The 26,016-nt window shown below is 53.9% G+C and carries 21 protein-coding genes and 1 tRNA gene; 15 read left to right on the plus strand and 7 right to left on the minus strand.

Annotated features, from left to right (window positions below):
* Window positions 1-93 precede the first annotated feature (93 nt).
* The gene (rpsA, locus tag AYT24_RS01425; RefSeq protein WP_010931980.1) at window positions 94-1,845 is read left to right on the plus strand and encodes a 30S ribosomal protein S1; all 1,752 of its coding nucleotides are present in this window, start codon (window positions 94-96) and stop codon (window positions 1,843-1,845) included.
* Window positions 1,846-2,007: 162 nt separating this feature from the next.
* Here the strand turns inward: rpsA and era are convergent, their stop codons facing one another.
* Window positions 2,008-2,925 (minus strand): GTPase Era, encoded by a 918-nt coding sequence (era, locus tag AYT24_RS01430; protein ID WP_010931981.1) that lies wholly within the window; start codon window positions 2,923-2,925, stop codon window positions 2,008-2,010.
* Between the two features lie 120 nt (window positions 2,926-3,045).
* On the opposite strand from era, the gene rodA reads away from it, so the two are divergent.
* Window positions 3,046-4,275, plus strand: a complete 1,230-nt coding sequence (gene rodA / locus AYT24_RS01435; RefSeq protein WP_164926830.1) for a rod shape-determining protein RodA — start codon at window positions 3,046-3,048, stop codon at window positions 4,273-4,275.
* 97 nt (window positions 4,276-4,372) lie between these two features.
* Here the strand turns inward: rodA and AYT24_RS01440 are convergent, their stop codons facing one another.
* Window positions 4,373-4,819 (minus strand): hypothetical protein, encoded by a 447-nt coding sequence (locus tag AYT24_RS01440; RefSeq protein WP_164926831.1) that lies wholly within the window; start codon window positions 4,817-4,819, stop codon window positions 4,373-4,375.
* A 203-nt stretch (window positions 4,820-5,022) separates the two neighbouring features.
* Here AYT24_RS01440 and mtaB point away from each other — a divergent pair, with 203 nt between their 5' ends.
* The 3 genes from mtaB (at window position 5,023) to AYT24_RS01455 (ending at window position 8,460) form a co-directional block, all read left to right on the plus strand.
* The gene (gene mtaB / locus AYT24_RS01445) at window positions 5,023-6,363 is read left to right on the plus strand and encodes a tRNA (N(6)-L-threonylcarbamoyladenosine(37)-C(2))-methylthiotransferase MtaB (protein ID WP_164926832.1); all 1,341 of its coding nucleotides are present in this window, start codon (window positions 5,023-5,025) and stop codon (window positions 6,361-6,363) included.
* 94 nt (window positions 6,364-6,457) lie between these two features.
* On the plus strand, window positions 6,458-6,991 hold the full coding sequence (locus tag AYT24_RS01450; protein WP_010931985.1) for an adenine phosphoribosyltransferase: 534 nt from the start codon (window positions 6,458-6,460) through the stop codon (window positions 6,989-6,991).
* A 23-nt stretch (window positions 6,992-7,014) separates the two neighbouring features.
* The gene (locus AYT24_RS01455; protein WP_010931986.1) at window positions 7,015-8,460 is read left to right on the plus strand and encodes a sodium:proton antiporter; all 1,446 of its coding nucleotides are present in this window, start codon (window positions 7,015-7,017) and stop codon (window positions 8,458-8,460) included.
* Window positions 8,461-8,662: 202 nt separating this feature from the next.
* On the opposite strand, the gene AYT24_RS01460 is transcribed toward AYT24_RS01455, so the two are convergent.
* The 4 genes from AYT24_RS01460 to AYT24_RS01475 are packed head-to-tail and all read right to left on the minus strand — an operon-like array spanning window position 8,663 to window position 11,553.
* Window positions 8,663-8,974 (minus strand): HU family DNA-binding protein, encoded by a 312-nt coding sequence (locus tag AYT24_RS01460; RefSeq protein ID WP_264357666.1) that lies wholly within the window; start codon window positions 8,972-8,974, stop codon window positions 8,663-8,665.
* Window positions 8,975-9,009: 35 nt separating this feature from the next.
* Window positions 9,010-9,372: a sulfite exporter TauE/SafE family protein gene (locus AYT24_RS01465; RefSeq protein WP_164927201.1), complete on the minus strand. Its 363-nt coding sequence runs from the start codon at window positions 9,370-9,372 to the stop codon at window positions 9,010-9,012.
* Window positions 9,373-9,422: 50 nt separating this feature from the next.
* Window positions 9,423-11,402 (minus strand): ATP-dependent zinc metalloprotease FtsH, encoded by a 1,980-nt coding sequence (ftsH, locus tag AYT24_RS01470; RefSeq protein ID WP_010931989.1) that lies wholly within the window; start codon window positions 11,400-11,402, stop codon window positions 9,423-9,425.
* Window positions 11,389-11,553, minus strand: a complete 165-nt coding sequence (locus AYT24_RS01475) for a hypothetical protein (RefSeq protein WP_164926833.1) — start codon at window positions 11,551-11,553, stop codon at window positions 11,389-11,391. The genes ftsH and AYT24_RS01475 overlap by 14 nt, the downstream gene beginning before the upstream one ends.
* A 187-nt stretch (window positions 11,554-11,740) precedes the next feature.
* Between AYT24_RS01475 and gltX the strand changes: the two genes are divergently transcribed.
* The 5 genes from gltX to AYT24_RS01500 all read left to right on the plus strand — a co-directional run bounded on the left by gltX (window position 11,741) and on the right by AYT24_RS01500 (window position 17,032).
* Window positions 11,741-13,252, plus strand: coding sequence for a glutamate--tRNA ligase (gltX, locus tag AYT24_RS01480; protein ID WP_010931991.1), 1,512 nt, complete (start codon window positions 11,741-11,743; stop codon window positions 13,250-13,252).
* A gap of 98 nt (window positions 13,253-13,350) precedes the next feature.
* Window positions 13,351-13,426: transfer RNA gene (locus AYT24_RS01485), tRNA-Phe, on the plus strand.
* A 437-nt stretch (window positions 13,427-13,863) separates the two neighbouring features.
* Window positions 13,864-15,012 carry a hydroxyneurosporene dehydrogenase gene (gene crtC / locus AYT24_RS01490; RefSeq protein WP_010931993.1) on the plus strand — a complete coding sequence of 383 codons (1,149 nt, stop codon included), beginning with the start codon at window positions 13,864-13,866 and terminating at the stop codon, window positions 15,010-15,012.
* Window positions 15,013-15,163: 151 nt separating this feature from the next.
* Window positions 15,164-15,709: a ubiquinol-cytochrome c reductase iron-sulfur subunit gene (locus AYT24_RS01495; RefSeq protein ID WP_010931994.1), complete on the plus strand. Its 546-nt coding sequence runs from the start codon at window positions 15,164-15,166 to the stop codon at window positions 15,707-15,709.
* Between the two features lie 36 nt (window positions 15,710-15,745).
* Window positions 15,746-17,032, plus strand: coding sequence for a cytochrome b (locus AYT24_RS01500; protein WP_010931995.1), 1,287 nt, complete (start codon window positions 15,746-15,748; stop codon window positions 17,030-17,032).
* Window positions 17,033-17,127: 95 nt separating this feature from the next.
* Here AYT24_RS01500 and AYT24_RS01505 read toward each other — a convergent pair whose 3' ends face one another.
* A complete protein-coding gene (locus AYT24_RS01505; protein ID WP_010931996.1) occupies window positions 17,128-20,598 on the minus strand; it encodes an alpha-amylase family glycosyl hydrolase in 3,471 nt (1,156 codons plus the stop codon).
* Window positions 20,599-20,896: 298 nt separating this feature from the next.
* On the opposite strand from AYT24_RS01505, the gene rfbA reads away from it, so the two are divergent.
* The 5 genes from rfbA (at window position 20,897) to AYT24_RS01530 (ending at window position 25,880) form a co-directional block, all read left to right on the plus strand.
* The gene (gene rfbA, locus AYT24_RS01510) at window positions 20,897-21,778 is read left to right on the plus strand and encodes a glucose-1-phosphate thymidylyltransferase RfbA (RefSeq protein WP_010931997.1); all 882 of its coding nucleotides are present in this window, start codon (window positions 20,897-20,899) and stop codon (window positions 21,776-21,778) included.
* 30 nt (window positions 21,779-21,808) lie between these two features.
* Window positions 21,809-22,366: a dTDP-4-dehydrorhamnose 3,5-epimerase gene (gene rfbC, locus AYT24_RS01515; RefSeq protein WP_010931998.1), complete on the plus strand. Its 558-nt coding sequence runs from the start codon at window positions 21,809-21,811 to the stop codon at window positions 22,364-22,366.
* Between the two features lie 36 nt (window positions 22,367-22,402).
* On the plus strand, window positions 22,403-23,281 hold the full coding sequence (gene rfbD, locus AYT24_RS01520) for a dTDP-4-dehydrorhamnose reductase (protein ID WP_010931999.1): 879 nt from the start codon (window positions 22,403-22,405) through the stop codon (window positions 23,279-23,281).
* 88 nt (window positions 23,282-23,369) lie between these two features.
* Window positions 23,370-24,419 carry a dTDP-glucose 4,6-dehydratase gene (rfbB, locus tag AYT24_RS01525; RefSeq protein ID WP_010932000.1) on the plus strand — a complete coding sequence of 350 codons (1,050 nt, stop codon included), beginning with the start codon at window positions 23,370-23,372 and terminating at the stop codon, window positions 24,417-24,419.
* Window positions 24,420-24,470: 51 nt separating this feature from the next.
* Window positions 24,471-25,880, plus strand: a complete 1,410-nt coding sequence (locus AYT24_RS01530; RefSeq protein ID WP_164927202.1) for a mannose-1-phosphate guanylyltransferase/mannose-6-phosphate isomerase — start codon at window positions 24,471-24,473, stop codon at window positions 25,878-25,880.
* Window positions 25,881-26,016 lie beyond the last annotated feature (136 nt).

The following is a 26,016-nucleotide window of genomic DNA, read 5'->3' on the forward strand; positions in this document are numbered from 1 at the left end:
TGTTCTTTCGTGTCATAACTCATAACCATAAAAACCGGCAGCCGAAATCTCTCGCGACTGACGGCAAATCATCAGAGAGGAAGGAAAACATTAATGTCAGAAACAACAACGCTGGAAACGCCGAAGCCGAAAGTGCCGGGCAGAAAAAAAGTCAAGATTTTCGCTCACTACGAACCAGCCGAGCTTGAGCAGATGGAGTCGCTCTACACGAGCACCCTTTCGGAGATCAGTGAAGAGGAGATCGTCAAGGGTCGAATCGTTTCGATCTCCAACAAGGATGTCACCATCGACGTGGGCTTCAAATCGGAAGGTATCGTTTCGCTTCTCGAGTTCCGTGACGATGACGAAATCAAGGTCGGCGATGATGTCGAGGTCTATCTCGAGAACATCGAAGACAAGATGGGGCAGCTTATTCTTTCCAAAAGGAAAGCCGACGTGCTTCGCATCTGGGACAAGATTTACGATTCAATCGAGAACGACACCATCATCAATGGCAAGATCATCAACCGCGTCAAGGGTGGCATGACGGTCTCCCTGTCGGGTGTCGAGGCCTTCTTGCCCGGTTCGCAGATCGACGTCAAGCCGGTTCGCGACTTCGATGCCCTGGTCGGCAAGACCATGGACTTCAGGGTCGTCAAGATCAACCCGGTCACCCAGAACATTGTCGTCAGCCACAAGGTCATCCTCGAAGAGGAGTATGCGGCCAAGCGCGAGGAGATGCTTGCCAACATCAAGGTCGGCATGGTTCTCGAAGGCACCGTCAAGAACATCACCGATTTCGGTATCTTTGTCGATCTCGGCGGTCTGGACGGTCTGGTGCACATCACCGACATCACCTGGGGCAGGATCAACCATCCGTCCGAAGTGGTCGAGCTCGACCAGCCGATCAAGGTCGTGGTCGTCGGCTTCGACGAGAACACCAAGCGTGTTTCGCTCGGCATGAAGCAGCTCGAAGCCCATCCGTGGGAAAACATCGAAATCAAATATCCGGTTGGCATCAAGGCGACTGGCCGCGTGGTTTCCATCACCGATTACGGCGCCTTCGTCGAGATCGAGAAGGGCATCGAGGGTCTTGTTCACATCTCCGAGATGAGCTGGACGCAGCATATCAAGCATCCGAGCCAGTTCGTGTCGCTCAACCAGGAGGTCGAGGTCGTCATCCTCAACATCGACAAGGAGCACACCAAGCTGTCGCTGTCGATGAAGCGCGTGTCGGAAGACCCGTGGATCGCCCTCTCCGAGAAGTATGTTGAGGGTTCGCTGCACAAGGGCACGGTCAGCAACATCACCGATTTCGGTGTATTCGTGGAGCTGGAGCCTGGCGTTGACGGTCTGGTGCATATCTCCGACCTGTCGTGGACCAAGAAGATCCGCCACCCCAGCGAGCTGGTCAAAAAAGGCCAGGAACTCGAAGTCAAGGTGCTGAAATTCGACGTCAACGCACGCCGCATTGCGCTTGGCCACAAGCAGATCAACAACGATCCCTGGGGCGAGTTTGAGCAGAAGTATGCCGTCGGCGCCGAGTGTACCGGGGCGATTTCGCAGATCATCGAGAAGGGCGTCATCGTCATTCTCCCCGGCGAAGTCGATGGCTTCGTGCCGGTGTCGCACCTGTTGCAAGGCGGTGTGAAGGACATTCACTCTTCCTTCAAGATCGGCGACGAGCTGCCGCTCCGCGTCATCGAGTTTGATAAGGAGAACAAACGCATCATTCTCTCGGCGCTCGAGTACTTCAAGGACAAGAGCAAAGAGGAGATCGAAGCGTATCTTCAGGCTCACCCGAACGAGAAAAAAGAGATCGAGGCCGCCAGCGCCGAGCTGGAGCCGCAGCCGAAAGGCCGCTGATTTTTTTTTCATATGGTTGTTACAGCCAAAGCCGGAAAGACCCCTTCCATTTGTGAAGGGGTCTTTCCGTTTAGGATGGAAGGGGAGAAAGAGTAAAATGGACTTGGCGGGTATTGTGGGCAAAGTTGAAAGGGTTTTCCTGTCAACCATGTCCGCTTTTTTTCAGTAGCCGTAGCTTTTGAGGAGGTTCTTTTTTTTGCGCCAGTCGGGGCGGACCTTCACGAAAATTTCGAGGTACACCGGTCGGTCAAGGAGTTCTTCTATTTCCTTGCGAGCGGCCTGGCCGAGTTTTTTGATGGCCGCGCCCTTCTGGCCGACGATGATCTGCTTCTGGCTGTTGCGTTCGACAATGACCGAGCAGCGGATCAGCTCCTTGCGGCTTGGGTTGTTTTCGTGCTGCTCCTTGAATTCATCGATGACTACCTCGGTTGAGTAGGGAATTTCGCGCCCGTATTGCAGAAAGATTTTTTCGCGGATGATCTCGCCGACGAAAAAGCGCTCCGGCTCGGTGCTGAGAATGTCATCCGGCCAGATCGGTTCGTCGAATGGTAACAGTGGCCTGAGCAGCTCGACCAGCTCTGGTATGTTGCCGCCGGTGAGGGCTGACAGGGCGAGCGTCGCCACGGGCTTGTACTTGCTTATGATCTCCGTTTGCGCCTCTTTGGCGGTCTCTTCCGGCACGAGGTCGGCTTTGTTCAGTGCGATGACGAAGGGTTTGCCTGTAGGCTTCACCCACTGTTCGATCAGTTCGCTGGCGAATTTCCGGTCGATGGGTTCGTCGCCTTTCTGGAACGGGATGAGCGCGACAATGACATCTGACTCCCGGAGCGAGCGCCGGGTGATTTCGAGCATCGATTCGTGCAGCGATTGCTTTGGGTCCATGATGCCGGGAGTGTCGAGAATAATGATCTGGCTCCGGTCGTCATGGTAAATTCCGGTAATTTTTTTTCTTGTCGTTTGCGGTTTTGGGGTGACAATCGATAGCTTGTGATCCAGCAGACGGTTCAGTAGGGTCGATTTGCCCGCATTTGGCGCGCCGACAAAGGTTACGTGGCCGCAAGAAAATAGTGGTGGCTGCACAATAATGATTTCTCTTGTATGATTTGGGTGCCGGGATACGTGTGGAAAACCTGTTCCGGTGGTTTATGGAGCTGTTTCCCGGCAAGATAACATGATCTCTCTCCTCTTTACGGACAAGTGATGGAAAAGTACAATAAATTTGATCTTTTATGGCTTCTGGTTCCCCTGTCGGGCCTGATCGTCATGGGACTTATGGCTGTTTACAGCGCTACCAATGGCTCGACCGAATCGGTTCCCCTCTTTTACAAACAGCTCTCCTGGGCTGTCACAGGAGCCATTGCGGCCTCTATCATTTATTTCATGGATTATCGCGTCGTAAAAGATAATGCCTACTTTATGTATGCGGCTGGCATTATTCTGCTGATAGCGGTGCTTGTCTTCGGAAAGAAGGTGGCTGGAGCGACAAGCTGGGTGCGTTTCGGTATGTTCAGTTTTCAGCCCTCCGAACTCACCAAAATGTTTACCATCATTGCGATGGCGAGGTTTCTGTCGGACGACCAGACCGATATTGGCAACATGATGGATCTCGGCAAAGCGCTTGCCATTGCGCTGGTTCCCGCCGGACTTATCATGCTTCAGCCGGATATGGGCACGACGCTGACCTGCCTGTCGTTTATCGTTCCCATGATTGTTCTGGCCGGTTTCGATCTCTATTATATTCTGCTCGGGGTGGTTCCGGTGGCTTTGATGCTTTCCGGTTTTTTCAATCTGACCATTCTTGCGACCATTGCCGTTCTTTCGATGGTCATGTTTTTCCTGCTCAGGAAAAAGTTTTATTTACACCAGTTCCTCGTTACCGGAGGAGGTTTGCTGGGCGGATTGCTGACCTGGAAGTTTACTTCAGTTATTCTCAAGCCTCACCAGATCAAGAGAATTCAAATATTTCTTGATCCGACAGCCGATCCACGGGGTGCCGGATACAATGCGCTTCAGGCTAAAATTGCCATTGCCTCAGGCGGGATTTTTGGGAAAGGATTTCTTCACGGCACGCAAACTCAACTTCGGTATATTCCTGCGCAGTGGACGGATTTCATTTTCTGCGTGATTGCCGAAGAACTGGGATTTTTGGGTTCGACGTTATTGCTTCTGCTCTTTGCGGCCCTTGTGCTTCGTCTTGTCTGGATGGTCGGAGCTATCAAGAACCGTTTCGTCGAACTGTTGCTTGCCGGATATGCCTCGTTGCTTCTGACTCATGTGGTGATCAATATCGGTATGACTATTGGCGTTATGCCTGTTATTGGCGTTCCCCTTCCGTTTATTTCATATGGTGGATCCTCTCTGGTCGCGAACATGATGATGGTTGGCCTTGCCATGAACTTTTCAAAAAACCGGAGACATATCGGTTATTGAGATGAGGATGAGTTTGTGTGACAAATAAAAAAAGGCCATCGTTTCGGATAGCCTTTTCGTCGAAAAAATAAAGTGATTTATTTCGTTGTTTTTTCGGTTATTTTTTGATCTGATAGATAAAACGTTTGCCGCCTTCACCAACAGGAATGCGTTCGATTTCCGGATCCTGATTGCCATATTTGTTGAACCAGAGACTGACTGCGGTGCTTTTCGTCTGAAGGGCGGCAGCGATTTCACGAGGCTTGAACGCCTTGTCGGGATTAGCTTGAAGCAGTTGTTTGATCGATATACCGAGTTTTCCGCGTCCGAACTTGGCCGTTGCCGGCTTTGCCACAGGACCGCCTTCAATTTTTGCAAGAGTGCTTTCGAGCTTTTTTATAATGGCATTCAATTCGGCTTCGTAAGGCTGAATGCTTTCTTCAAATTGACGCTGCATTTCAGCAATTTTTTCCTTCAGTTCATTTTTTTGCTGGTTCAGTGCCTTGAATTCATCTACATTCAGGAGGTAAAGATCAAATTTGTCCGGTGCAACTTCTTTTTTCATAGTGTTCATGATTTGCTTGTGTAACAGGTATAGTTTGAAAAACAAAAGAAATATAACAGGTTTGTATGCAATACTGCAATAAAAAAATATGAGTTAGTTTTAAGACTATAATGCAGCTGCTGTATTATCAGTGTGTATAAGTCGTGTGTTTGGGTTGCAGTGTTTTTGTTATTATTCCCTTGATTTAAAAGATCGCATGTTTTATGAAACAGAAAAGTGTCGCTGCTGTAACTCTTGGTTGTAAAGTGAATTATGCCGAAACATCGTCCATAGTCGATGCGTTGGTTTCCCAGGGATGGCAATTAAATGCAATCGATGACGGAGCGGATGTGCTCATTATTCATACCTGTGCTGTTACCGGTGAAGCAGAACGAAAGTCAAGACAGCAGATAAGAAAAATCATAAGAAATCATCCGGGAAGCAGGGTTGGGGTGATTGGTTGCTACGCACAGCTTGATCCGAAACGGATTGCTGATATCAAGGGCGTTTCATTCGTGCTGGGTACAACTGACAAGTTTGAAATCGCCTGGTACGATGGTGAATCCTTGCCGAACGATTCCGAACCCTTGGTAAAAGTTTCTCCTGTCGATAAGGCAATAACCGCGCATCCGGCGTGCTCAATGCTTTCTCAGCCTGAAAAGGGAAGAACCAGAGCTTTTCTGAAAATCCAGGATGGTTGCAGTTTTGGTTGCGCTTATTGTTCGATTCCTCTGGCGAGGGGGCGTTCACGCTCGGTGTCTCTTTCAACGGTGCTCGATAGGGCTCAAAAAATTGCTGATGCCGGTTATCGTGAAATCGTGCTTACCGGTATCAATATTGGCGATTACCAGGATGGAGATACCCGCCTGTCCGGTTTGCTCCGGCGTCTCGAAACGATTGATGTCAGCAGGATTCGAATAAGCTCGGTGGAACCACAGCTGCTCGATGACGAGTTGATCGATATTGTTGCAGCTTCCGGCAAGATCATGCCCCATTTCCATCTGCCGTTGCAGAGTGGCTCCGATACTGTGCTTCGGGCAATGAGGCGGCATTACGACACAGCATTTTATCGCGAGCGGCTTATGAAAGCACTCTCCTTGATCAGGGGGTGCGCTATCGGTGCCGATGTGATGGTTGGTTATCCTGGCGAAAGCGAGCGCGATTTTGAAGAGATGTGCCGTTTTATCGAAGAGTTGCCGGTTGCCTATCTGCACGTTTTCACCTGTTCGCCACGGCCAGGCACGAAGCTTTTTGCCGAAATAGCTGAAAAAAAGCTGATTCGCATACCTTCCGCTGAAAGCTCGTCGCGAGCGGCCAGGCTTGGCGTGATCGGCGAACGGATCGAACGGCGCTTTGCCGAAGCGTTTATCGGTAGTACCCTGAAAGTGTTGTTCGAGGAGGCCTCGGCGCTTCCGGGAGGAGCAGTGCGCTGGAGCGGATACAGTGAGCATTACCTCCGGGTGAGCGTCGATACCAGCGCCGGGGAGCTGCGAGGTCAGGTGCGGGAGGTGATCATCGATGGCTTCGGAGAGGGTTTGCAATTACATGGCAGACTCTTATCTTAAATTTTTACAAGCAGAAGGCGTCTTTCCGAGGTCTGGCGTCGGTGGTGCCCCGTTTCTGGCAGTTTTCACCAAATCAGCAAAACCCTCTACAGTTATGCCCATCAAATCCAGAATCCGTACTGTTCCCGATTATCCGAAAAAAGGGATCATGTTCCGTGACATTACCACCCTTATCAAGGATCCGGTCGGATTCCGTCTGGTGATCGACAACATGACCCAGCATTATCTGTCCAACGGAGTCGATTTTGATGCGATCGTGGGTATTGAGTCCAGGGGTTTCATTCTCGGTGGCGCGCTTGCCTATACGCTTGGCAAGGGATTCGTGCCAGTCAGGAAGCCAGGCAAACTGCCGGCGGATGTGGTGCAGCTCGAATACGAACTCGAGTATGGTACCGACAAGATCGAGATGCATACTGACGCTCTTGTTCAAGGGCAGCGCGTGCTTCTGGTTGATGATCTTCTTGCTACGGGCGGCACGGCTCTTGCCGCTGCCGGACTGGTCGAGAAGCTCGGCGGTGTCGTGGCAAGCATGGCCTTCATCGTCAATCTGCCCGATATTGGCGGCGAAAAGAAGATTCGTGAAAAAGGCTATAACATCTACTTCCTGACAGAGTTCGAAGGTGATTGATACCGTTCGATCTCGAATGACTCATGACTTGTTGCTCTGATTTTTTGAAACGTAGCGCGGTGGCGGCCGCTACCACGCTTATTTTTTCTTTGACCGTTCCTTCCGTGGCGTTTTGCGCATCCGGGGGCGGGGAGCACTCATTCCTGCCTCCGGTCTGGCTGGCAGCACCGTTCGTGGTGCTGCTTCTGATGATCGCTACCGGTCCGCTTTTCTATCCGAGATTCTGGGAACACCATTATCAGAAGGTTTCGATCGTTCTGGGTGTTCCTGTAGCGCTCTGGTACGCCTTCATGGCGGAACATGGCGGGCACATGCTTCTGCACACCCTTGAAGAGTACATCTCCTTCATCGCCCTGATATCTTCGCTTTTCGTTGTGGCTGGAGGCATCCTGATCAAAATCGAACGGCGGGGGACACCGCTGCTCAATGCGCTTTTGCTTCTGTTTGGCGCAGTGCTTGCCAATGTTGTTGGTACGACTGGTGCCTCGATGTTGCTGATCAGGCCATATCTCAGGGTTAACAAAGGACGCCTGAAGCCATTTCATATCGTTTTTTTCATCTTCATCATCAGCAATATCGGTGGTGCGCTGACACCGATCGGGGATCCGCCGCTCTTTCTCGGCTTTCTGCGCGGCGTACCATTCTTCTGGGTGATTCAGCATCTTTGGCTGCCCTGGCTGGTGACGATCGGGTTGCTTACGGCTATTTTTCTGGTGCTCGATCTGAAGGCAGGGAAGAACGAGGCCGAGCAGGAATATTCTGGCCGTATCACGTTGATCGGGCGCAGGAATTTCCTCTACCTGATTCCGCTTATCGGCTCGATCTTTCTCGATCCTGCCGTCATTCCGGGATTTCCGAGCCTCCAGGAGATTTTTCATGTGCCTTTTGGCATCAGGGAGGTCATCATGCTGACGATCGCGGTCGTTGCCTACAAGACGGCCAATCAGGATGCCCTCGGGGGCAACGAGTTTAACTTCGAGCCGATCAAGGAGGTCGCGTTCCTTTTCGTGGGCATCTTCGCCACCATGATTCCTGCGCTTCAGCTGATTGGTGCGTATGCGCAGTCCCATGCAGCTGAATTTACGGTCACGAAGTTCTACTGGTTCACCGGAATTCTCTCCGGTGTACTGGATAATGCACCGACCTACCTGAACTTTCTGGCTGGAGCGCTTGGCAAGTTTGGTCTCGATTCCAACAGCATTGCCGATGTCGTGAAGTTTTCCCGGGGCATGGACTCACCGATCGCCGGTGACGTCCCTTCGACGCTTTATCTCATGGCAATATCGGTGGGCGCGGTCTTTTTCGGCGCGTTCACCTATATCGGTAACGCTCCGAACTTCATGGTCAAGAACATCGCCGAACAGACCGAGGCCGATGTTCCCTCTTTCGTGGAGTATATTTACCGCTATTCGATTCCGGTGCTGCTGCCGGTATTCGGAATCATCTGGTTTGTGCTGTTCCACTGGTAGCCACGCTGTTTCCTGCCGTTCCGGACAGCAAACGGCAGGATCGAAAGCTATTAAGCGCACGGTCAGCTCTCGTCCGGCACTCAAGACAAAAGTGACTGACCTCTCTCCGTTTCGCTGTTATCCTGACCCCCGCCCGATTCTTTTGCATGGGATATCCTCCGGTGAAGATCATCGCTTCGCCGGCGTTGTGTTGCCGTGGCGGTTATTTGTTGGCTTTCAGGCTTTCGCTGACCGCGTGCTTGAACTCTTTGGAGATTTTGAAGGTCGGCACATTTTTTGGCTCGACGGTTACCTTTTCACCCGTTCTTGGGTTTCTTGCCTGCCGGAGATTCTTGTAGCGAATGTTGAACGACCCAAATCCCCGGATTTCAATGCGTTTTCCGGCTTTCAGCGAGTCGATGATGCTTTCGAACAAGCAATCAACGACCGATTCGGTTTCGTTTTTGGTCAGACCTGTGCGTTGGGCGATCACGTTCACCAGGTCGGCTTTGGTGGTTGTCTGTCCCATGGTAATGTGTGCTTGGGTTATAGGTTTGCCAATACTGCTGGTTAATACCAAAGGCGGATTGCTACTAAAACAAGAAAAACAGCGAACATCCTTCTTAAAAGATCGTTTGAGAGTTCAATTGCCAGCTTTGCGCCGAAGAAAGCGCCGGCGAAAAGGCCCAGGGCGATGATCAGTCCGAACCAGATGTGCTCCGTCGTGATCTTGCCGGCCTGATAATATTCGTATACGCCGAGAAGTCCGACCGGCAGCAGCAACGCTATGAGTGACGTCGCACTGGCGGTTTCTTGGCTCATGCCTAAAAAGAAGATAAGTGCCGGAACGATGATCACGCCACCGCCCACGCCGAACATGCCGGACAAGAGGCCTGCGGCGATTCCCGTAATGAGCAGAATGAGATACTGCATGATGATGCTTGTCAAAAAAAGATATTTTGTTGTTACGCTGTCGGCGGCATTCATGCCGGAGAGTTTGCAACAGCTGTTTCCGAACTGACGATAGCGTCGATTTCCTCCGAATCGAGCGACTCCTTTTCAATCAAACGAGCAGCCATTTCGTGCAGAATCCGGACATGCGCTGTAAGAATTTTTCGTGCATTGTCCATGCATTCGGTTATGATTCTGCGCACCTCGACATCGATCTGAAGAGCTGTATCCTCGCTGTACTCCCTCACATGCGAATAGTCTTTGCCGAGAAAGACCTCCCTGTGTCCGTCGCCGTAATTGATCGGGCCGAGCTTGTCGCTCATACCCCAGTTTTTCACCATTTTCCGGGCAATCTCGGTTGCTTTTTCTATATCGTTGGCCGCGCCGGTGCTCACCTCATTGAAGATCAGCTCTTCTGCTGCCCGGCCGCCAAGTGCATAGGTGATCATGGCGATCAGGTACTCCCGGTTCTGGGTATAACGGTCTTCGAGCGGCAGGTAGGCGGTTTGGCCGAGGCTGCGGCCTCGCGGGATGATCGTGACCTTGTGAATCGGGTCGGAGCCGCTGGTGAATTTCGAGACGATTACATGGCCGGCCTCGTGATAGGCGGTCAGCTTTTTCTGCTCCTCGGAGATGTACATGCTCCGGCGTTCGGGGCCCATAAGAACCTTGTCGCGCGCCTCTTCGAAGTTGTCGGCGGTGATTTCGGTCTGGTTGTATCGCGATGCGAGCAAGGCCGCTTCATTGACCAGATTGGCCAGATCGGCTCCCGAGAAGCCCGGAGTGCTCTTGGCAATCGTCTCCAGATCGACCGAACTGTCAAGCGGCTTTTTTCTTGTGTGAATTTCCAGAATTGCTTTGCGTCCGCGAATGTCGGGTTTGTCGATGGTGATCTGCCGGTCGAACCTGCCAGGTCGCAACAGCGCGCTGTCGAGCACATCCGGGCGGTTGGTCGCAGCAATCAGGATCACGTTGTCCCTGGCGGTGAACCCGTCCATCTCCACCAGGAGCTGGTTTAGCGTCTGCTCACGTTCGTCGTGGCCGCCGCCGAGGCCCGCGCCACGGCTCCGGCCAACGGCGTCGATCTCATCGATGAAGACGATGCAGGGCGAATTCTTTTTGGCGGTTTCGAACAAATCCCGAACTCTCGCCGCGCCGACGCCGACGAACATCTCCACGAAATCAGCGCCCGAAATCGAGAAAAACGGTACCTTGGCTTCTCCGGCGATTGCCTTGGCGAGCAATGTTTTGCCGGTTCCGGGAGGGCCGAGCAGCAGCACGCCTTTGGGGATTTTACCGCCGATCTTCTGGAACTTCTCAGGGTTCATGAGGAACTCCACGGTCTCCTTCAGCTCCTCGATCGCTTCATCAACACCAGCCACATCATTAAACGTTACCTTGACGTCAAACTCGCTGATGAGTTTGGCTCGGCTCTTGCCAAAGCTGAAGATGTTTCTCTGTACGTCGTTCTGCATCGACATTCGTCTGAAGATGAAGAAGTAGGCGAAGCCGAACAGTCCCCACGGCAGCATGAGCAACAGAAAATTTGAAAACTCGTCGCTGCTCTGGGTGATCTTGACCTGGACGCCGCTCGCCGAAAGGCTGTCGGCCTGGGCGCGGTCGAAGCCCGGAAGCCTGACCATGAACTGGTCGGAGCGTACAGTGGAACCACTGGTCAGTCGAAGGCTGTCGGGCGCCTTGAGCTTTCCGGTTAGCAGGGCGGAGTTGTCCTGGCTGGTTTTGACGGTCACTTCAGACAGAGACCCTCCGGAAACAATTGAACGGTACTCATTATAGGAGATTTCCGGGGAGATGTCCTGGGAGAAAAAGCGCTGGAAAACAAAAAGACCAAGCACTGCCAGCATCAGGAAGAGGATGAACCTGGGGAATCTGTCCCCGTTTCCCTCCTTTCCGGGAAAGCGGTCGTCCTGATCCGTATCTCTGTCTGGCGGCATGAAACGGTTGTCGGGCCGGTTTCGCGGAGCCTTGTCGTTGCTTTTATTTGGCTGCATCGGGAGCTGTTTGGGTGATGCAAGATAACTTACGATGTAATAAGTAATTAAAAGTAAAACTTTGGCGGAAACCAAAAAGTTTATCGTGTGCCTGCTCTGGCAAGTTTTTTTGATGTGATTTTCTTGCCGCAGCCGGAGATATGGTTTCCATGGACCGTCCGGCGCTCATTTTTCCCGAGCTTGCTCAAATTCTCTTGTTATTGCCAAATGCAGTGAGAATTTTTTTAAATTCCATGCGTTTCGAAAGCGCTCTTGGAATATCTGCACGTTTAGATTTCCGGAAGATGCGCCTGACGTCACAATCTGCCGAAATTATTTAACACCTGATCTTTCGTATTATGGCCGGTCAAAAGGTTAGAACGCGATTTGCCCCATCTCCAACGGGATACCTCCATGTCGGCGGTCTTCGCACTGCACTGTACAACTATCTGTTCGCCAAGAGAATGAACGGGGATTTCGTTATCAGGATCGAGGATACCGACCAGAGCCGCAAGGTCGAGGATGCTGAAAAGAAACTCATCAGTACGCTCGAATGGGCTGGCATCATCGCTGATGAAAGCCCGATGCACGGCGGCAACTATGGCCCGTACGTGCAGTCGCAGCGTCTCTCCATCTATCGTGACTACTGTACGCGTCTGCTCGAAGACAAAAACGCCTACTACTGCTTCTCGACCCCCGAGGAGCTCGAAGAGAACCGCCAGCTTCAGCTCAAACAGGGGCTTCAGCCCAAGTACAATCGCAAGTGGCTGCCCGAGGACATGGGTGGCAACATGCCGGAATCCGAAATCAAAAAGAAGCTCGACGAGGGCGCGCCTTACGTGGTGAGGATGAAGGTACCGGACTACGTTTCGGTCTGGTTCGAGGATATGATTCGCGGCCCGATCGAGTTCGATTCCGCCACCATCGACGACCAGGTGTTGATGAAGTCCGATGGTTTTCCGACCTACCACTTTGCCAGCGTCATCGACGATCACCTGATGGAGTTCACCCACATCATTCGTGGCGAGGAGTGGCTGCCTTCGATGCCGAAGCACCTGTTGCTCTACGAATTCTTTGGCTGGGAGCCGCCGAAGTTTGCGCACCTGCCGCTTTTGCTCAATCCCGACCGCTCCAAGCTCAGCAAGCGCCAGGGCGACGTGGCCGTGGAGGATTACATGCGCAAGGGCTACAGCAGCGAGGCGATTGTCAACTTCGTGGCGCTGCTTGGCTGGAACGAGGGCGAGGGGAGCGAGCAGGAGGTGTTCAGCATGGAGGAGCTGATCTCGAAGTTTTCGCTCGAACGGGTCGGCAAGGCTGGCGCTGTGTTCAACGTCGAAAAGCTCTCGTGGCTGGAGAAGCAGTATATCAAGACCCGGCCTGTTGAAAAGATCGTGGGCAACATCAAGCCGGTGCTCCAGGCGAAGCTGGCCGAGTTCTCGCCGGAGATGTCCGTCGAGCGCATCACTTCCGACGACTATCTTGCCAAGGTGGTCGAGCTGATGCGGGAGCGCGTCAATTTCGAGCACGAGTTCGTGACCTTCAGCAGCTACTTCTTCTTCGAGCCGGAAAGTTATGAAGAGGAGGCCGTGGCCAAGCGCTGGACGCCCAACGTGCCACCGCTGCTTCAGGAGTTTGCCGATCTACTCGAAGCGAACGACGACTTTACCGCCGAAAACATCGAGGCGCAGCTCAAGGCGTTCGTGGCTCCGAAAGGCTTGAAGCCCGCCGTGCTGATTCATCCGATCAGGATCGCCGTCTCTGGCGTCAGCTTTGGCCCGAGCCTCTACCACATGCTCGAAGTGCTTGGCAAAGAGGCGGTGCTTCGCCGCATCCGCCGCGCCATCGAGCGCATCGAAGTGCCGGCAGCCTGATCGTCCGATCCCGGGGCATTCCGGTGCCCCGCGGTCGGAAAAAGTTCTTTTTTGTTTGGCGTTAAAAAGGCAATTGCTATATTCACCTCACTCCAATTGGACAGATAGCTCAGTTGGTAGAGCAAAGGACTGAAAATCCTTGTGTCGGGGGTTCGATTCCCTCTCTGTCCACCAAAAAACTGCCCTCAAAGCCCCTGAATCTTCAGGGGTTGTTGCTTTTATGGCGCTCCTCCCTCTCTTTTTCAGCCTTCCGGCCAGCACATATATTTTGCTTCTGTGGGCCATTTTTCGCAGTTCGGTTGTGCATCAAACAGAGCCGGAACTGATTATTTTGCTGCTTGCGGTAGCGCTCCTGAATGGATCGACAGACGGGCGAGTGCCCCATCCTCAGGCTTGCTGGTGGTGATGAAATGACGGGAAAGCGCTATCTTGATGAAATTTTTACTGTCTCATTGCGATAGTTGCGGGTTTAACAAGATCGTTGGCCAAGTCCTGGATATGCGCATCCGAGTCCTTCTTTTTCCTTCAATCTTTCTCGTGCAGGTTGTTCAGGCTTCCTGCCCGTTGTGCGGTGATTCCGTCAGCCCGTTTTCCCATCCTCAGCTTCCGGTATGAACATCACGACCGATTCTCTTCAGCAGGCATGGCACCGGCTCGATGCTCCGGGTTCCTACGAGTGGTGGTATTTCGATGCCGAAGATGAATCAGAAGGAATCTCCGTAGTTTTTATCTGGTTTGTCGGCTTTGCTTTTTCGCCCTACTACCTGAGCCATTACGAGGAGTGGAAAGCCCATCGCCGGGACGACCAGCCATATCCGCTAGACTACGGAGGCTTCAGCTTTCAGCTCTATCAGGATGGTCGCGAAACCATCAATTTCATCAAGGAAGGGGGGCGTGAGCTTTTCGCCTCCGAAGATGGTGGAATCGGTGTGCGGTTCGAGGGGAACCGTTTCGTTTACGATCCCCTGCGCGACGAGTATCGCCTCAGCATCGACTTTTCATTTCCGGCTCGCGACCGATCGGTTCAGGCATCCTTCTCTTTTCGCCCTCTGCACCGTTTCGATTACCACTTCGATACCGATCTGCACGCTGGCGTCGATTTCCGTCACCAGTGGGTTCTGAGCGTCCCCAAAGCCGAGGTGCATGGCCTGCTCGATATCACATCGCTTTCGTCGGACAAACGTCAGGTTCTGCAATTCCGTGGACGGGGCTACCACGACCACAATCTCGGCACCGTACCGATGTACGAATCAATCGACCGGTGGTACTGGGGGCGGACTTTTTCGAGACGTTGCGACCTGATCTATTACGTGGTTTTTTTGCGCGGCTGTTCCGCCGAGCCACAGGCGGTACTTATGCTTCTCGATCATAAAACTGGACGGCAGTCAACGTTCGACGCAGTACGTGTCAGCGAGAGTCGCTTTACCAGAGGGCTGTTTGCACCGGTTCACGGAAAAACATTACGGCTCGAAGCGGAAGGCGTTAGCGTGGAGGTGCAGCACCAAAAGGCGCTCGATACCGGCCCGTTCTACCTCCGGTACACCTCACTGCTCTCGATGATGATCGGGGAGGAGGCGCAGGAGGAGGTGAGAGGTATCTCTGAGTTTCTGAATCCTGCACCGCTGAAGTCGAGGTTGATGCAATTTTTTACGGCAAGTCGTGTCTGGCGTGCTGGCAAGCAATCTGCCATGTATGTCCTGTACAATTTTTTCAAGCACCGATTTGAAAGGGTTCATAGGATAAATAGGAAAAAATTTTAACTTCGGCGTTAAGCTTTACAATCAATCCGTGTTCCCGGCATCCTCACCAAGCCTGAACAAGGGCACATTCCGGTGAAGTATTCACGAGATGCCGTCAGGCGGTTGATGCTTTCTTGATTCATACACCTCAAGTTATTTAAAGGAGATAGTAATGGCGCAAACTGGTAATTTCAAAAGCCCGGCAAGAATGAGTTCGCTGGGTCAGGGAGCCGCTCCCGCTTCAGCCGGTGCGGTTACCGGCGGCAAACCTCGTGAAGAGGGGCTCAAAGGAGTCGATTTCGAACGCAGAGGTTTTCTGCAAAAGATTGTCGGCGGAGTGGGCGCTGTCGTTGCAGTCAGCACGCTCTATCCGGTTGTCAGGTACATTGTTCCGCCAGCCAAAAAGATCAAGATCGTCAACGAGCTTGCTGTCGGTCCGGCATCGGATGTTCCGAACGGCACGGGAAAAATTTACCAGTTCAATGACGACAAGGTTATCGTGGTCAATCATGGGGGCTCCCTGACAGCGGTCAGCGCCATCTGCACGCACCTTGGCTGCCTGGTGCACTGGGATGAAGCCGCTGACATGATTGCGTGCCCCTGCCACGGCGCAAAGTACACGCAGGATGGCAAGATCATCTCCGGACCTCAGCCCTTGCCGCTGAAGCAGTACAAGGTAAAGATTGAGGACGGTAAGATTGTTGTTTCGATAGCGTAATTATCCAATACCTGAAACTCAAGGGAGTCAACTCATATGGCTGAAAATACCCAAAATCCGGCCGCAGGTACTGCACCTGCCAAGCCGAAACCGGCGGTCCCAGGTGCGGCAAAGCCCGCCGCCCCCGGAGCTGCCAAACCCGCTGCCAAAGCCCCCGCCAAACCGGCGGCTCCGGCGGCCACCGCACCCTCCGGCGTCTACAAACCTCCGGTAGATCGTCCGGATCCGAATCCTTTCAAAGATTCCAAAATGAGCGGCGTGGCCTCATGGTTCCAGGAGCGTTTTTACGTGCTCAATCCGATCATCGATTACATGAAGCACAAAGAGGTGCCGAAGCATCGCCTCTCCTTCTGGTACTACTTCGGCGGTCTCGGACTGTTCTTCTTCATCATCCAGATCCTCACCGGTCTGCTTTTGTTGCAGTACTACAAGCCGACCGAAACCGACGCTTTCTCTTCGTTCCTGTTCATCCAGGGCCAGGTTCCTTTTGGCTGGCTGATCCGCCAGATTCACGCATGGAGTGCCAACCTGATGATCCTGATGCTGTTCATCCACATGTTCAGCACCTTCTTCATGAAGTCTTACCGCAAACCGCGTGAGCTGCTGTGGGTCAGCGGCTTCATTCTTCTCGTGCTCACCCTCGGCTTCGGCTTCACCGGCTACCTTCTGCCGTGGAACGAGCTGGCCTTCTTCGCTACCCAGGTCGGTACAGAAGTTCCGAAGGTGGCTCCGGGCGGCGCTTTCCTGGTCGAGATTCTGCGTGGCGGTCCCGATGTTTCCGGCGAGACTCTTACCCGCATGTTCTCGCTGCACGTCGTGCTGCTTCCCGGCCTGGTGATGCTGGTGCTGGCTGCTCACCTGACCCTCGTGCAGGTGCTCGGCACCTCGGCTCCGATCGGCTACAAAGAGGCCGGTCTCATCAAAGGCTACGACAAGTTCTTCCCGACCTTCCTTGCCAAGGACGGCATTGGCTGGCTTATCGGCTTCGCCCTGCTTGTCTATCTGGCCGTGATGTTCCCCTGGGAGATTGGCGTGAAGGCAAACCCGCTCTCCCCGGCTCCGGTGGGCATCAAGCCGGAATGGTACTTCTGGGCGCAGTTCCAGTTGCTCAAGGACTTCAAGTTCGAGGGGGGTGAGCTTCTGGCCATCATTCTTTTCACCATCGGTGGCGTTGTCTGGATGCTGGTCCCGTTCCTCGATCGTCAGGCTTCGCAGGAGAAGAAAAGCCCCATGTTCACCATCTTTGGTCTGCTGGTTCTGGCTTTCCTGCTCATCAACACCTACAGGGTCTATGACTCTTATGTTCTGCACCTGCCGAAATAAGTGATTGGTTCGATATGCAAATAGAAAAAGCCCGGAAATCCGGGCTTTTTCTATTTGGCGCTTTTAGCGGGAAGCGGCCGTTGTGGATGACCGGCTTACTTTTTGCCTGCTGCCAGTTTCAGCAGTGCCCCCAGTTCGTAGCCGCTGATGAAAGCGGACATTTCGAGCTTTTCGATGGCGTCGAGCCATGTTTGCAAAACGGTTTTGCCACTCGGCGATTCGTTCAGCATCAGATTCTGCACCATGAGCCATGAGGCGAGCAGGGTGAGCTGGCGTTCGCGGAACCACTCTTTGCCGTGCAGGTGCTGTACCTGCATGAAGGTTCTGAAGTGGTGGTCGCCCGATTCGTGTAGAGTTCTGATTGAAGCCATGAGCTGCTCATCCGGAGTTTCATTGTTGCCGGGTTCTGTCCTTGGCGAGAGCAGGCAGGAGATGAGATCGACAGCTTCCGCGCTGTTGACCGGCCAGGAGGAGGTGGCTTTGTCGGTGAAGACCTTTTTTAGGGTATTGCCGAGCAGCCACTGGCCGATGATCTGCTTTTCGAGAAGCCCGTTTTCGCGTACCATCTCCTGAATGCAATTAAGGGCGATCAGGGGTTTGGCCAGCGAGTGAAATGTTTGGTTCGTTTCTTCGTCGAGGCCGAGCGAAACTTGCACGCGCTTGATGTTCTCCACTTCTTCGAGCAGCGATTCGTAGCCGAGGGCTCTGAGGTAGCTGTTCGCGGCTTTTTCGGCAATGCCGGAGGGCGGCGTCAGCGGCTGCTCCATGATCTCCGCAAAGCGTTCCGCAACGGCTTCGAGCAGCGATTCGCACTGCATTCCGAACGCTTCGGCGAATTTTTCCGGTTTGCCGAATGCGCTCTTTTCCGATTTGATAAAGCTTTCAATTGCTGTGGCTACGATCTGGTGAATCGGCCGCAGGCTCATCGAGAGTGCTTCGATTTCAATCGACGCGACACCCCGTCCGTTCAGCTCCTCGCAGACCTGATCGTACGGTTTGAGCTTCGAAGGCCGGACGACGCGGAACTCCATGAAGAGATTGTACTGGTAGCCGCCAAGCGCGATGTACAGGCCATCATTTCGCACTTGCGAGCACGAGCGGATGAACTCCAGGCCGCTTCTCTGGTCGCGGAAGATGACGTAGCTGTCGTGCTCGCTGGGTAGCGAGAGCGCGTCGCCGAGCAGCGTCTGCTTCATCGAACCGTTGTCGAGCTTTCCGGTGGAGATCCGTATCCACCCCTCCGAGGCTTCGTAGCGGTTATTGAAGATAAAGAGGCTCTGCTTGCCGTTGTGCTGGTTGGTGTAGGCGAAGACGTTTTCGTTCACCTGTCCGTCCGGCGCGAAGAGGTCGAAGAGCTGGAAGTGCGCGACCCCTGCGAACAGCGAGCGCTGCTTCATGACCGGGAAGATTTCTCGGTAGTGCCGCTCGACCAACTCTTCGTCAGGGCGCTCGTCGTAGTAGGCTTTGGCGTACTCCATGCCATACTTTTCGGTGAAGCCTTCCACCTGGCCATGGCCAATCATCGGCAGGCCCGGCATCGTCACCATCATCATGCAGACGCCGAAATATTTGTCGCCCCGTCCGAACTGCGCGATGGCAGTATCCTCGTCGGGGTTGTTCATGAAGTTGACGTAGCGCTTCAGAATCTCCGCGTCGAACTCCAGCGTCTTTTTGATCAGCCCGCGGTAGCCCGCGTTGTCCTCCTTTTTGAGCATGTGCATGAAGGCGCTGTTGTAAACGCGGTGCATTCCGAGTGTGCGGACGAAGTAGCCTTCGAGCATCCAGAACGCCTCGGCGAGCAGCAGCGTGTCGGGTACTTCCTGGGCGACACGGTCAACTACCTCGCGCCAGAACTCCTGCGGCATGGCGGTCTCAAACTCGGCCATGCTCATCGACCATGCGCCGCGTGACGGAATGCCCGGCGCGTGGCCGTGCATCGGGAACCAGAGACGCTGGATGTGCATTTTCGCCAGCACCATTGCCGCGTCGAAACGGATTATCGGGAACATGCGGGCCACGTGCAGAATCTGCTGGATCACCCCTTCGCGCACCTCCGGATCGAGGAAATTAAGCTGTGCCGTGTCGTTCCACGGCATGGAGGTGCCGTCGTTGCCGTGGTAGATGTAGCGCGTGTCGCCGGTCAGGTGATCGACCCGCTTGAAGGTAACCGCGGCGTCGGAGCGGTTCCAGTAGCCATCCTCGATGTGAATGCTGTAGCGGCTGTCTTTGCTCAGGTTCGGGCCGTTGTAGGTGTAGTTGGGATAGGGCGGCTCGGCGGTCGAGAGGAACCACTCGGGCCGGTTGCGCACCAGTTCCGAGTCGATGCCGGTGTGGTTCGGCACCATGTCGCTGGCGAGCCGGATGCCGCGCTGCATGGCGCGGTTGCGCAGATCGACGTAGCCCTTGTAGCCGCCGAGCTCGTGAGCGATCTCGTAACTTTCGAGCGCGTAGGCCGATGCTTTGGCTTCCGGATTGCCCTGAAGCTGCTTGATCTTGCGCGATGCGTAGCTGCGCTCCCAGAGGCCGATGAGCCAGAGGGCGGTGAAGCCACGACCGGCGAGCAGGTCGAGCTCCTCGTCCGGAATATCCTGCAATCGCGCGATGTGACGACCGTACTGGCGCGAGAGCTGGTCGAGCCAGACGTAGGTGCTCTTGGCGATCATCACCACTTCGGGCATCCACGACGAATCGTGCGAGTAGCGCGCCGGAGCGTTCGCAAGATCGTCGTAGGAGGGCGCGTGCGCCTCCTTTTCGCCAAACGTGCCGCCATGAGTGGTCTGATCCTGAGCGAGATTTTCAAAAAAGAGGTAGCGATCTTCGTCTTCAATCAGCACGATGGCCTCGTCGAGCAGCGCCCGCCACGGTGAATCCGAAAGCAGGTCACCCCAGTGCAGCCTGATGAATCGAAGCTGGTCGAGCAGCGAGTCAGGCGCGTACCGCGATGGATTCAGGAGCAGCTCTTCCAGATTGCTTGCGCTACCGATGGGTCCCGAAGAGCGTATAGCCTGTTGCATGGCCTTCACAAGGTGCGGATAAGCCTGATCGCCATGCAGTTCATGATCAGAAATCAGTCTGGAAAACTCCTTCAATGCAGGATTTCTGTTGTTGATCCACACAAGGAAGGCCTCTTCGAGCACTGCGGTTCGACTTGAAGGGTTTTTCAGGCTGGTTTCGAGAGTTGTTTTCGAGCGATAGATGTTCCAGGTAGGAAACCGTTCGAGGAATTTGCCGAGGTACTCGATGGTATGCCAGTGCGAGGTTTCACTTTCCAGAACCGTAAGTGCCGCGCTCTGGAGGCCTGAGGTCTTGTCGATAATATGGTGTTGCAGCTCATGGAGCAGCTTCATGGCGTGAAATTGCGCGGGCAAAATTTTTTTTGCCTGTTCGCCCTCAACCAGGCTGATCTGCCGGTTGATCGCTTCGGTCTGTCGCTCGGCGAGCGCCATAGCCTTATGCCGGTCAGTTGGCAAAAGCAGCAGCTCAGGATCGTCGAGGTGATAACGATCCCTCGCCACCCTGTTGATGTAGAAATGTTCTTTCGCGGAAATACGGCTATCGATGCTCATAGGGCAGGTTTGGCGATCTCTGGATTTTTCAGATATGGCAACAAGTTAATCAATAATTGATTCCGGCTGAAACACGGTTTTTCAGAAGTGTTTTTGGTAAATAGGTGCTTTTTGTCGTGTATTATTGCATCAGGGAAGCTGTCAGCGCAATAACTTCGGATTGAATGTTTTGCAGCCAGAGGTATCTCTGAACGCGCGATTTTAAAAAAATGTATATATAGTAGATTTAAAGGCTAAGTCGCTTGAGAAGCTGCGTCGTGGAAACATGACCATCGTTGACCGAAGACCAACAACCACCATGAAGGGTATCATTCTTGCCGGAGGGTCAGGCACCCGTCTGTATCCTGTGACCAAGGGCGTATCGAAGCAGTTGCTTCCGGTGTACGACAAGCCGATGATCTACTATCCGCTCACCACCCTGATGCTTGCCGGTATCAGGGATATTCTCGTCATTACCACTCCCGATGATCAGTCTTCGTTCGTCAAGCTGCTCGGTGATGGAAGCGACTGGGGCATCAACCTTTCCTATACGGTTCAACCCTCGCCCGACGGACTGGCGCAGGCTTTCATTCTCGGTCGCGATTTTATTGGCGATGACGATGTCTGTCTCGTGCTTGGCGACAACATCTTTTTTGGTTATGGTTTCAGCGGGATGCTCGAAGAGGCGGTTCATGTGGTCGAGAGACGGAGAAAAGCGGTGGTTTTCGGCTACTATGTCAGTGATCCTGAGCGTTACGGTGTAGTCGAGTTCGATTCGGACGGGCAGGTGTTCTCCATAGTTGAGAAGCCGGAAAAACCGAAATCGAACTACGCGGTCGTGGGGCTCTATTTCTATCCGAACGATGTGATTGATATTGCCGCCAGCGTCAATCCGTCGTCGAGAGGGGAACTCGAGATCACCTCGGTGAACCAGACGTACCTCGATCGCGGCGATCTGGTTTGTTCCATCATGGGGCGTGGATTTGCCTGGCTCGATACCGGCACGCACGAATCATTCCAGGAGGCAGGCAACTTCATTGAAACCGTCGAGAAGCGGCAGGGGCTCAAGGTAGCCTGCCCAGAAGAGATTGCCTGGCGGAACGGCTGGATCGGCGATGCCGACATCGAACGTCTCGCCTCGCCGCTCCTCAAGAACCAGTATGGGCAGTATCTGCTCAATCTTCTGGAACGGAGAATCTGAACATCAATCCATCAAGTAGTACTGTAACCTATGCAGATCATCCGGACCTCAATTCCTGACGTTCTTCTGTTCGAACCAGAGGTGTTCGGCGATGAACGCGGCTGGTTTTGCGAATCTTTCCGTCAGGATATATTCGAGCAACACGCCGGATGCCACCGTTTCGTGCAGGATAACGAATCGTTTTCACGCTATGGCGTTGTCCGGGGTTTGCATTACCAGAAACCGCCGCATGTGCAGGGCAAGCTTGTCCGTGTGATCCGGGGTGAGGTGCTTGATGTGGCTGTCGATATACGCAAGGGTTCTCCAACATTCGGCCATCATACTGCCCAGTTGCTCAATGAGAGCAACCGCCGGATGATGTGGATTCCGCCCGGATTCGCCCACGGCTTTGCGGTGCTGAGCCAGACAGCGGTGTTCAGTTATAAATGCACGGACTATTATGCGCCATCACACGATGCGGGCATCCGGTGGAACGATCCGGCCATTGGCATAGAATGGAGCGTGCCGGAAAGCGAGATAAGGCTTTCGGATAAGGATCTTCATCATCCGATGCTGCACGAGATTGAAGGTATTGTGCTGGACGCGTAGCATATTTTTCGAACCGCTTATACCGACCAGAGAACAATGAATATTCTTGTCACCGGGAGCCGTGGGCAGCTTGGTTCCGAACTGCAAAAACTGCAAGAAGTGCATGGCTGGCAGGAGTGGTTTTTCATGGATCTGCCGGAACTCGACATTACCGATGCGCTGGCGGTGGAGCGTGTTTGCCGGGATCGACGGATTGGCGCGATTGTCAACTGTGCGGCCTATACGGCGGTGGACAGGGCTGAGAGCGATGCGGAAGCAGCGTTCAGAGTGAACCGTGACGGCGCGGCGGTGCTGGCCGCGGTTGCAATGGAGGTTGGCGCACTGTTGCTGCATGTTTCGACCGATTATGTTTTCGATGGCAGCTCGAACCGACCTTATTGCGAGGATGACCCGGTTGCGCCTTGCGGTGTTTATGGCCTGTCCAAATGGGAGGGTGAAGAGGCGATCCGGGCGAGCGGCTGCTCGTATATCATTCTACGCACCGCCTGGCTCTACTCGGTTTACGGGCAGAACTTCGTGAAGACTATGCTTCGTCTTGGTAGCGAGCGCCAGTCGCTCGGCGTTGTGTTTGATCAGGTGGGCAGTCCGACATGGGCGGCGGATCTGGCCGGGACGATCGTTTCGATACTCGACCAATGCGATCCGGTTCGGAGCTACAGCGAGACTTTTCACTACTCGAATGAAGGAGTCTGTTCCTGGTACGACTTTGCCAAATCGATTATGGATGCCGAAGGGCTTTCGTGCAAGGTGTTGCCAATCGAGAGCAGTAACTATCCGACGCCAGCCAGAAGGCCGCATTTCAGTGTGCTGAACAAACGAAAAATCAAGAGTACATTGGGGCTTGAAATCCCGTACTGGCACGACAGTCTGTTGCGGATGCTGACAGAGTTGCGGAAGACGGCTGGCAAATCGTAAGTTTGGCTGCTATGGAACGGAATGGGTCAGGAAGACAAAAGGCGATGCTTCTGAATCATTATCAGTTATCAACTATCAAATTGCTTCGATGCATATTCTCATTACCGGTGGTGCGGGGTTTATTGGTTCGCATGTGGTCAGGCACTTTTTGAATCGTTATGCGGACTACACGATCACCAATCTCGACAAGCTTACCTATGCGGGCAATCTGGCCAATCTGAAAGATGTCGAATCGAATCCGAACTACCGGTTCGTGAAGGGCGATATCGCTGATGGCGCATTTTTGCTCGATCTGTTCAAAGAGCAGCGCTTCGATGCGGTCATCCATCTGGCCGCCGAGTCGCACGTGGATCGCTCCATCGAAAGCCCGGTCGAGTTCGTGATTACCAACGTGTTTGGCACGGTGAACCTGCTCAACGCCGCGCGTGCCACATGGGAAGGCAGGTTCGAGGGGAAGCGGTTTTACCACATTTCGACCGACGAAGTCTATGGTTCGCTCGGCAGCGAGGGGATGTTTAGCGAATCGACCCCCTACGATCCGCATAGTCCCTACTCGGCCTCGAAAGCGTCGTCGGATCACTTCGTCCGGGCATTCCACGCTACTTACGGCCTGCCGGTGGTTATCAGCAACTGTTCGAACAACTACGGTTCGCACCAGTTTCCCGAAAAGCTGATTCCGCTTTTCATCAACAACATCCGTCTGGAGAAGCCGCTTCCGGTGTATGGTCAAGGCCTGAACGTTCGCGACTGGCTTTGGGTGGTTGATCACGCACGAGCCATTGACGAGATTTTCCACCGCGGAGCGGTGGGCGAGACCTACAACATCGGCGGGCACAACGAGTGGACGAACATCGACCTGATCCGCCTGCTCTGCCGCATCATGGACCGCAAGCTTGGCCGCGAGGCGGGAAGTTCCGAAAAGCTCATCACCTGGGTGACCGACCGCGCGGGCCACGACTTGCGCTATGCCATTGATGCCTCAAAGCTGCAACGTGAGCTCGGATGGGCGCCGTCCGTGACCTTCGAGGAGGGGCTGGAAAAAACCGTTGACTGGTATCTTGAAAATCAAGCATGGCTCGATGAGGTTACGTCGGGAGCCTATCAGCACTATTATGAAAAGATGTACGCTGGCCGCTGAGTGTGGTTGTGACGTTCAATTCTCGGTAACCATTCCATCGATTTTGCAATGATGATCATGCCTGTCATTCTTTCCGGCGGTTCCGGAACGAGGCTCTGGCCGCTTTCGAGGGCGATGTATCCGAAGCAGCTTTTGCCGCTCTTCGGCGAAAAAACCATGCTTCAGGATACGGTGCTCCGGGTCGGGTCGATTGAGGGTGTCGGGCCGGTCATCTGCGTCTGCAATGATGAGCACCGCTTTCTGGTTGCCGAGCAACTCCGACAGATCGGGGTGGCCGAGCAGGCGATCATTCTGGAGCCTTTCGGGCGCAATACGGCGCCAGCTGCCGCTATTGCAGCGCTGGTCATTGCTGCGACCCATCCCGGCGCGCTCATGCTGCTTCTGCCTGCTGATCACGTTATTCTCGACAGGCAAGGCTTTGTTGCCTCGATTGAATCGGCACGGAGCGCGGCTGAGTCCGGCAGTCTGGTGACTTTCGGCATCGTACCGTCCACGCCTGAAACGAGGTATGGCTATATCCGGGCGGTTGCCGGTTCTACGGGAGTGACCCGTCCTGTCGCTGAATTCGTCGAGAAACCATCCCTTGAGCGGGCGGAAGGCTACGTGGTTTCAGGCGACTATTTCTGGAACAGCGGCATGTTCCTGTTCCGTCCAGAAATCTATCTCGCTGAGCTTGAAGCTTCCTCGCCTGAAATACTCGACGCATGCCGCAAATCCCTCGAAAATGCCCGGCGTGATCTCGACTTTCTGAGGCTCGATCCTGAGGCCTTTGCAGCCTGTCCCGCAAATTCGATCGACTATGCCGTCATGGAAAAAACTTCCAACGCAGTGGTTGTGCCCATGCAGGCAGGCTGGCGCGATGTTGGTGCGTGGTCGGCACTTTGGGAGGCCCAGGAACGCGATGCCGAGGGCAACATCAAACGTGGTGATGTGCTGACGCACGGAGTCCGGAACAGCTACATCCACGCCACCAGCCGGCTAGTGGCGGCAGTCGGCCTCGAAGAGCACGTGATCGTCGAAACCGCCGACGCGGTGCTGGTTGCTTCAAAAGAGCGGGTGCAGGAGGTCAAAGCCATCGTTGAGCAACTGAAGTTGCAGAAGCGCGAAGAGCCGCTGATCCACCGGCGGGTTTACCGGCCATGGGGTTCATACGAAACCGTCGATGAGGGCGAACGCTTCAAGGTCAAGCGCATTACGGTCAAGCCGGGCGCGGCGCTTTCTTTGCAGATGCACAGCAGGCGCGCTGAGCACTGGATCGTGGTGACTGGCAGGGCGCTGGTGACGGTCGGGAAAAAACAGGTGCCGCTGGAGGCGAACCAGTCGATCTACATTCCGGTCGAAGAGCTTCACCGGCTCGAAAATCCCGGCGACGAGCCGCTCGAACTCATTGAAGTGCAGTCGGGCGGTTACCTCGGCGAGGACGACATCGTTCGCTTTGAAGATCACTACGGCCGACTGTGAACAGTGGACGGAGTTGCCTTTCCGGTTTTTTCTTCTCTTTAGGATTTATAGGTTGTATAAGTTTTATCGGGTCTGTAAGTCCCATAGAAGAGGATGGATGGTTTTGAGAGCAACGATTATTGTAATACATTCATCT

Origin of the sequence: Chlorobaculum tepidum TLS, assembly GCF_000006985.1 — a bacterium.
Classification (GTDB): domain Bacteria; phylum Bacteroidota; class Chlorobiia; order Chlorobiales; family Chlorobiaceae; genus Chlorobaculum; species Chlorobaculum tepidum.

Excerpts from the sequence above, each read along its gene's own strand:
- rpsA (WP_010931980.1), top strand. The coding sequence starts at position 94 with ATGTCAGAAACAACAACGCTGGAAACGCCGAAGCCGAAAGTGCCGGGC.
- rodA (WP_164926830.1), top strand. The coding sequence starts at position 3,046 with ATGGAAAAGTACAATAAATTTGATCTTTTATGGCTTCTGGTTCCCCTG.
- AYT24_RS01440 (WP_164926831.1), bottom strand. The coding sequence starts at position 4,819 with ATGAAAAAAGAAGTTGCACCGGACAAATTTGATCTTTACCTCCTGAAT.
- mtaB (WP_164926832.1), top strand. The coding sequence starts at position 5,023 with ATGAAACAGAAAAGTGTCGCTGCTGTAACTCTTGGTTGTAAAGTGAAT.
- AYT24_RS01450 (WP_010931985.1), top strand. The coding sequence starts at position 6,458 with ATGCCCATCAAATCCAGAATCCGTACTGTTCCCGATTATCCGAAAAAA.
- AYT24_RS01455 (WP_010931986.1), top strand. The coding sequence starts at position 7,015 with ATGACTTGTTGCTCTGATTTTTTGAAACGTAGCGCGGTGGCGGCCGCT.
- AYT24_RS01465 (WP_164927201.1), bottom strand. The coding sequence starts at position 9,372 with ATGCAGTATCTCATTCTGCTCATTACGGGAATCGCCGCAGGCCTCTTG.
- ftsH (WP_010931989.1), bottom strand. The coding sequence starts at position 11,402 with ATGCAGCCAAATAAAAGCAACGACAAGGCTCCGCGAAACCGGCCCGAC.
- AYT24_RS01475 (WP_164926833.1), bottom strand. The coding sequence starts at position 11,553 with ATGGAAACCATATCTCCGGCTGCGGCAAGAAAATCACATCAAAAAAAC.
- gltX (WP_010931991.1), top strand. The coding sequence starts at position 11,741 with ATGGCCGGTCAAAAGGTTAGAACGCGATTTGCCCCATCTCCAACGGGA.
- crtC (WP_010931993.1), top strand. The coding sequence starts at position 13,864 with ATGAACATCACGACCGATTCTCTTCAGCAGGCATGGCACCGGCTCGAT.
- AYT24_RS01495 (WP_010931994.1), top strand. The coding sequence starts at position 15,164 with ATGGCGCAAACTGGTAATTTCAAAAGCCCGGCAAGAATGAGTTCGCTG.
- AYT24_RS01500 (WP_010931995.1), top strand. The coding sequence starts at position 15,746 with ATGGCTGAAAATACCCAAAATCCGGCCGCAGGTACTGCACCTGCCAAG.
- AYT24_RS01505 (WP_010931996.1), bottom strand. The coding sequence starts at position 20,598 with ATGAGCATCGATAGCCGTATTTCCGCGAAAGAACATTTCTACATCAAC.
- rfbA (WP_010931997.1), top strand. The coding sequence starts at position 20,897 with ATGAAGGGTATCATTCTTGCCGGAGGGTCAGGCACCCGTCTGTATCCT.
- rfbC (WP_010931998.1), top strand. The coding sequence starts at position 21,809 with ATGCAGATCATCCGGACCTCAATTCCTGACGTTCTTCTGTTCGAACCA.
- rfbD (WP_010931999.1), top strand. The coding sequence starts at position 22,403 with ATGAATATTCTTGTCACCGGGAGCCGTGGGCAGCTTGGTTCCGAACTG.
- rfbB (WP_010932000.1), top strand. The coding sequence starts at position 23,370 with ATGCATATTCTCATTACCGGTGGTGCGGGGTTTATTGGTTCGCATGTG.
- AYT24_RS01530 (WP_164927202.1), top strand. The coding sequence starts at position 24,471 with ATGATCATGCCTGTCATTCTTTCCGGCGGTTCCGGAACGAGGCTCTGG.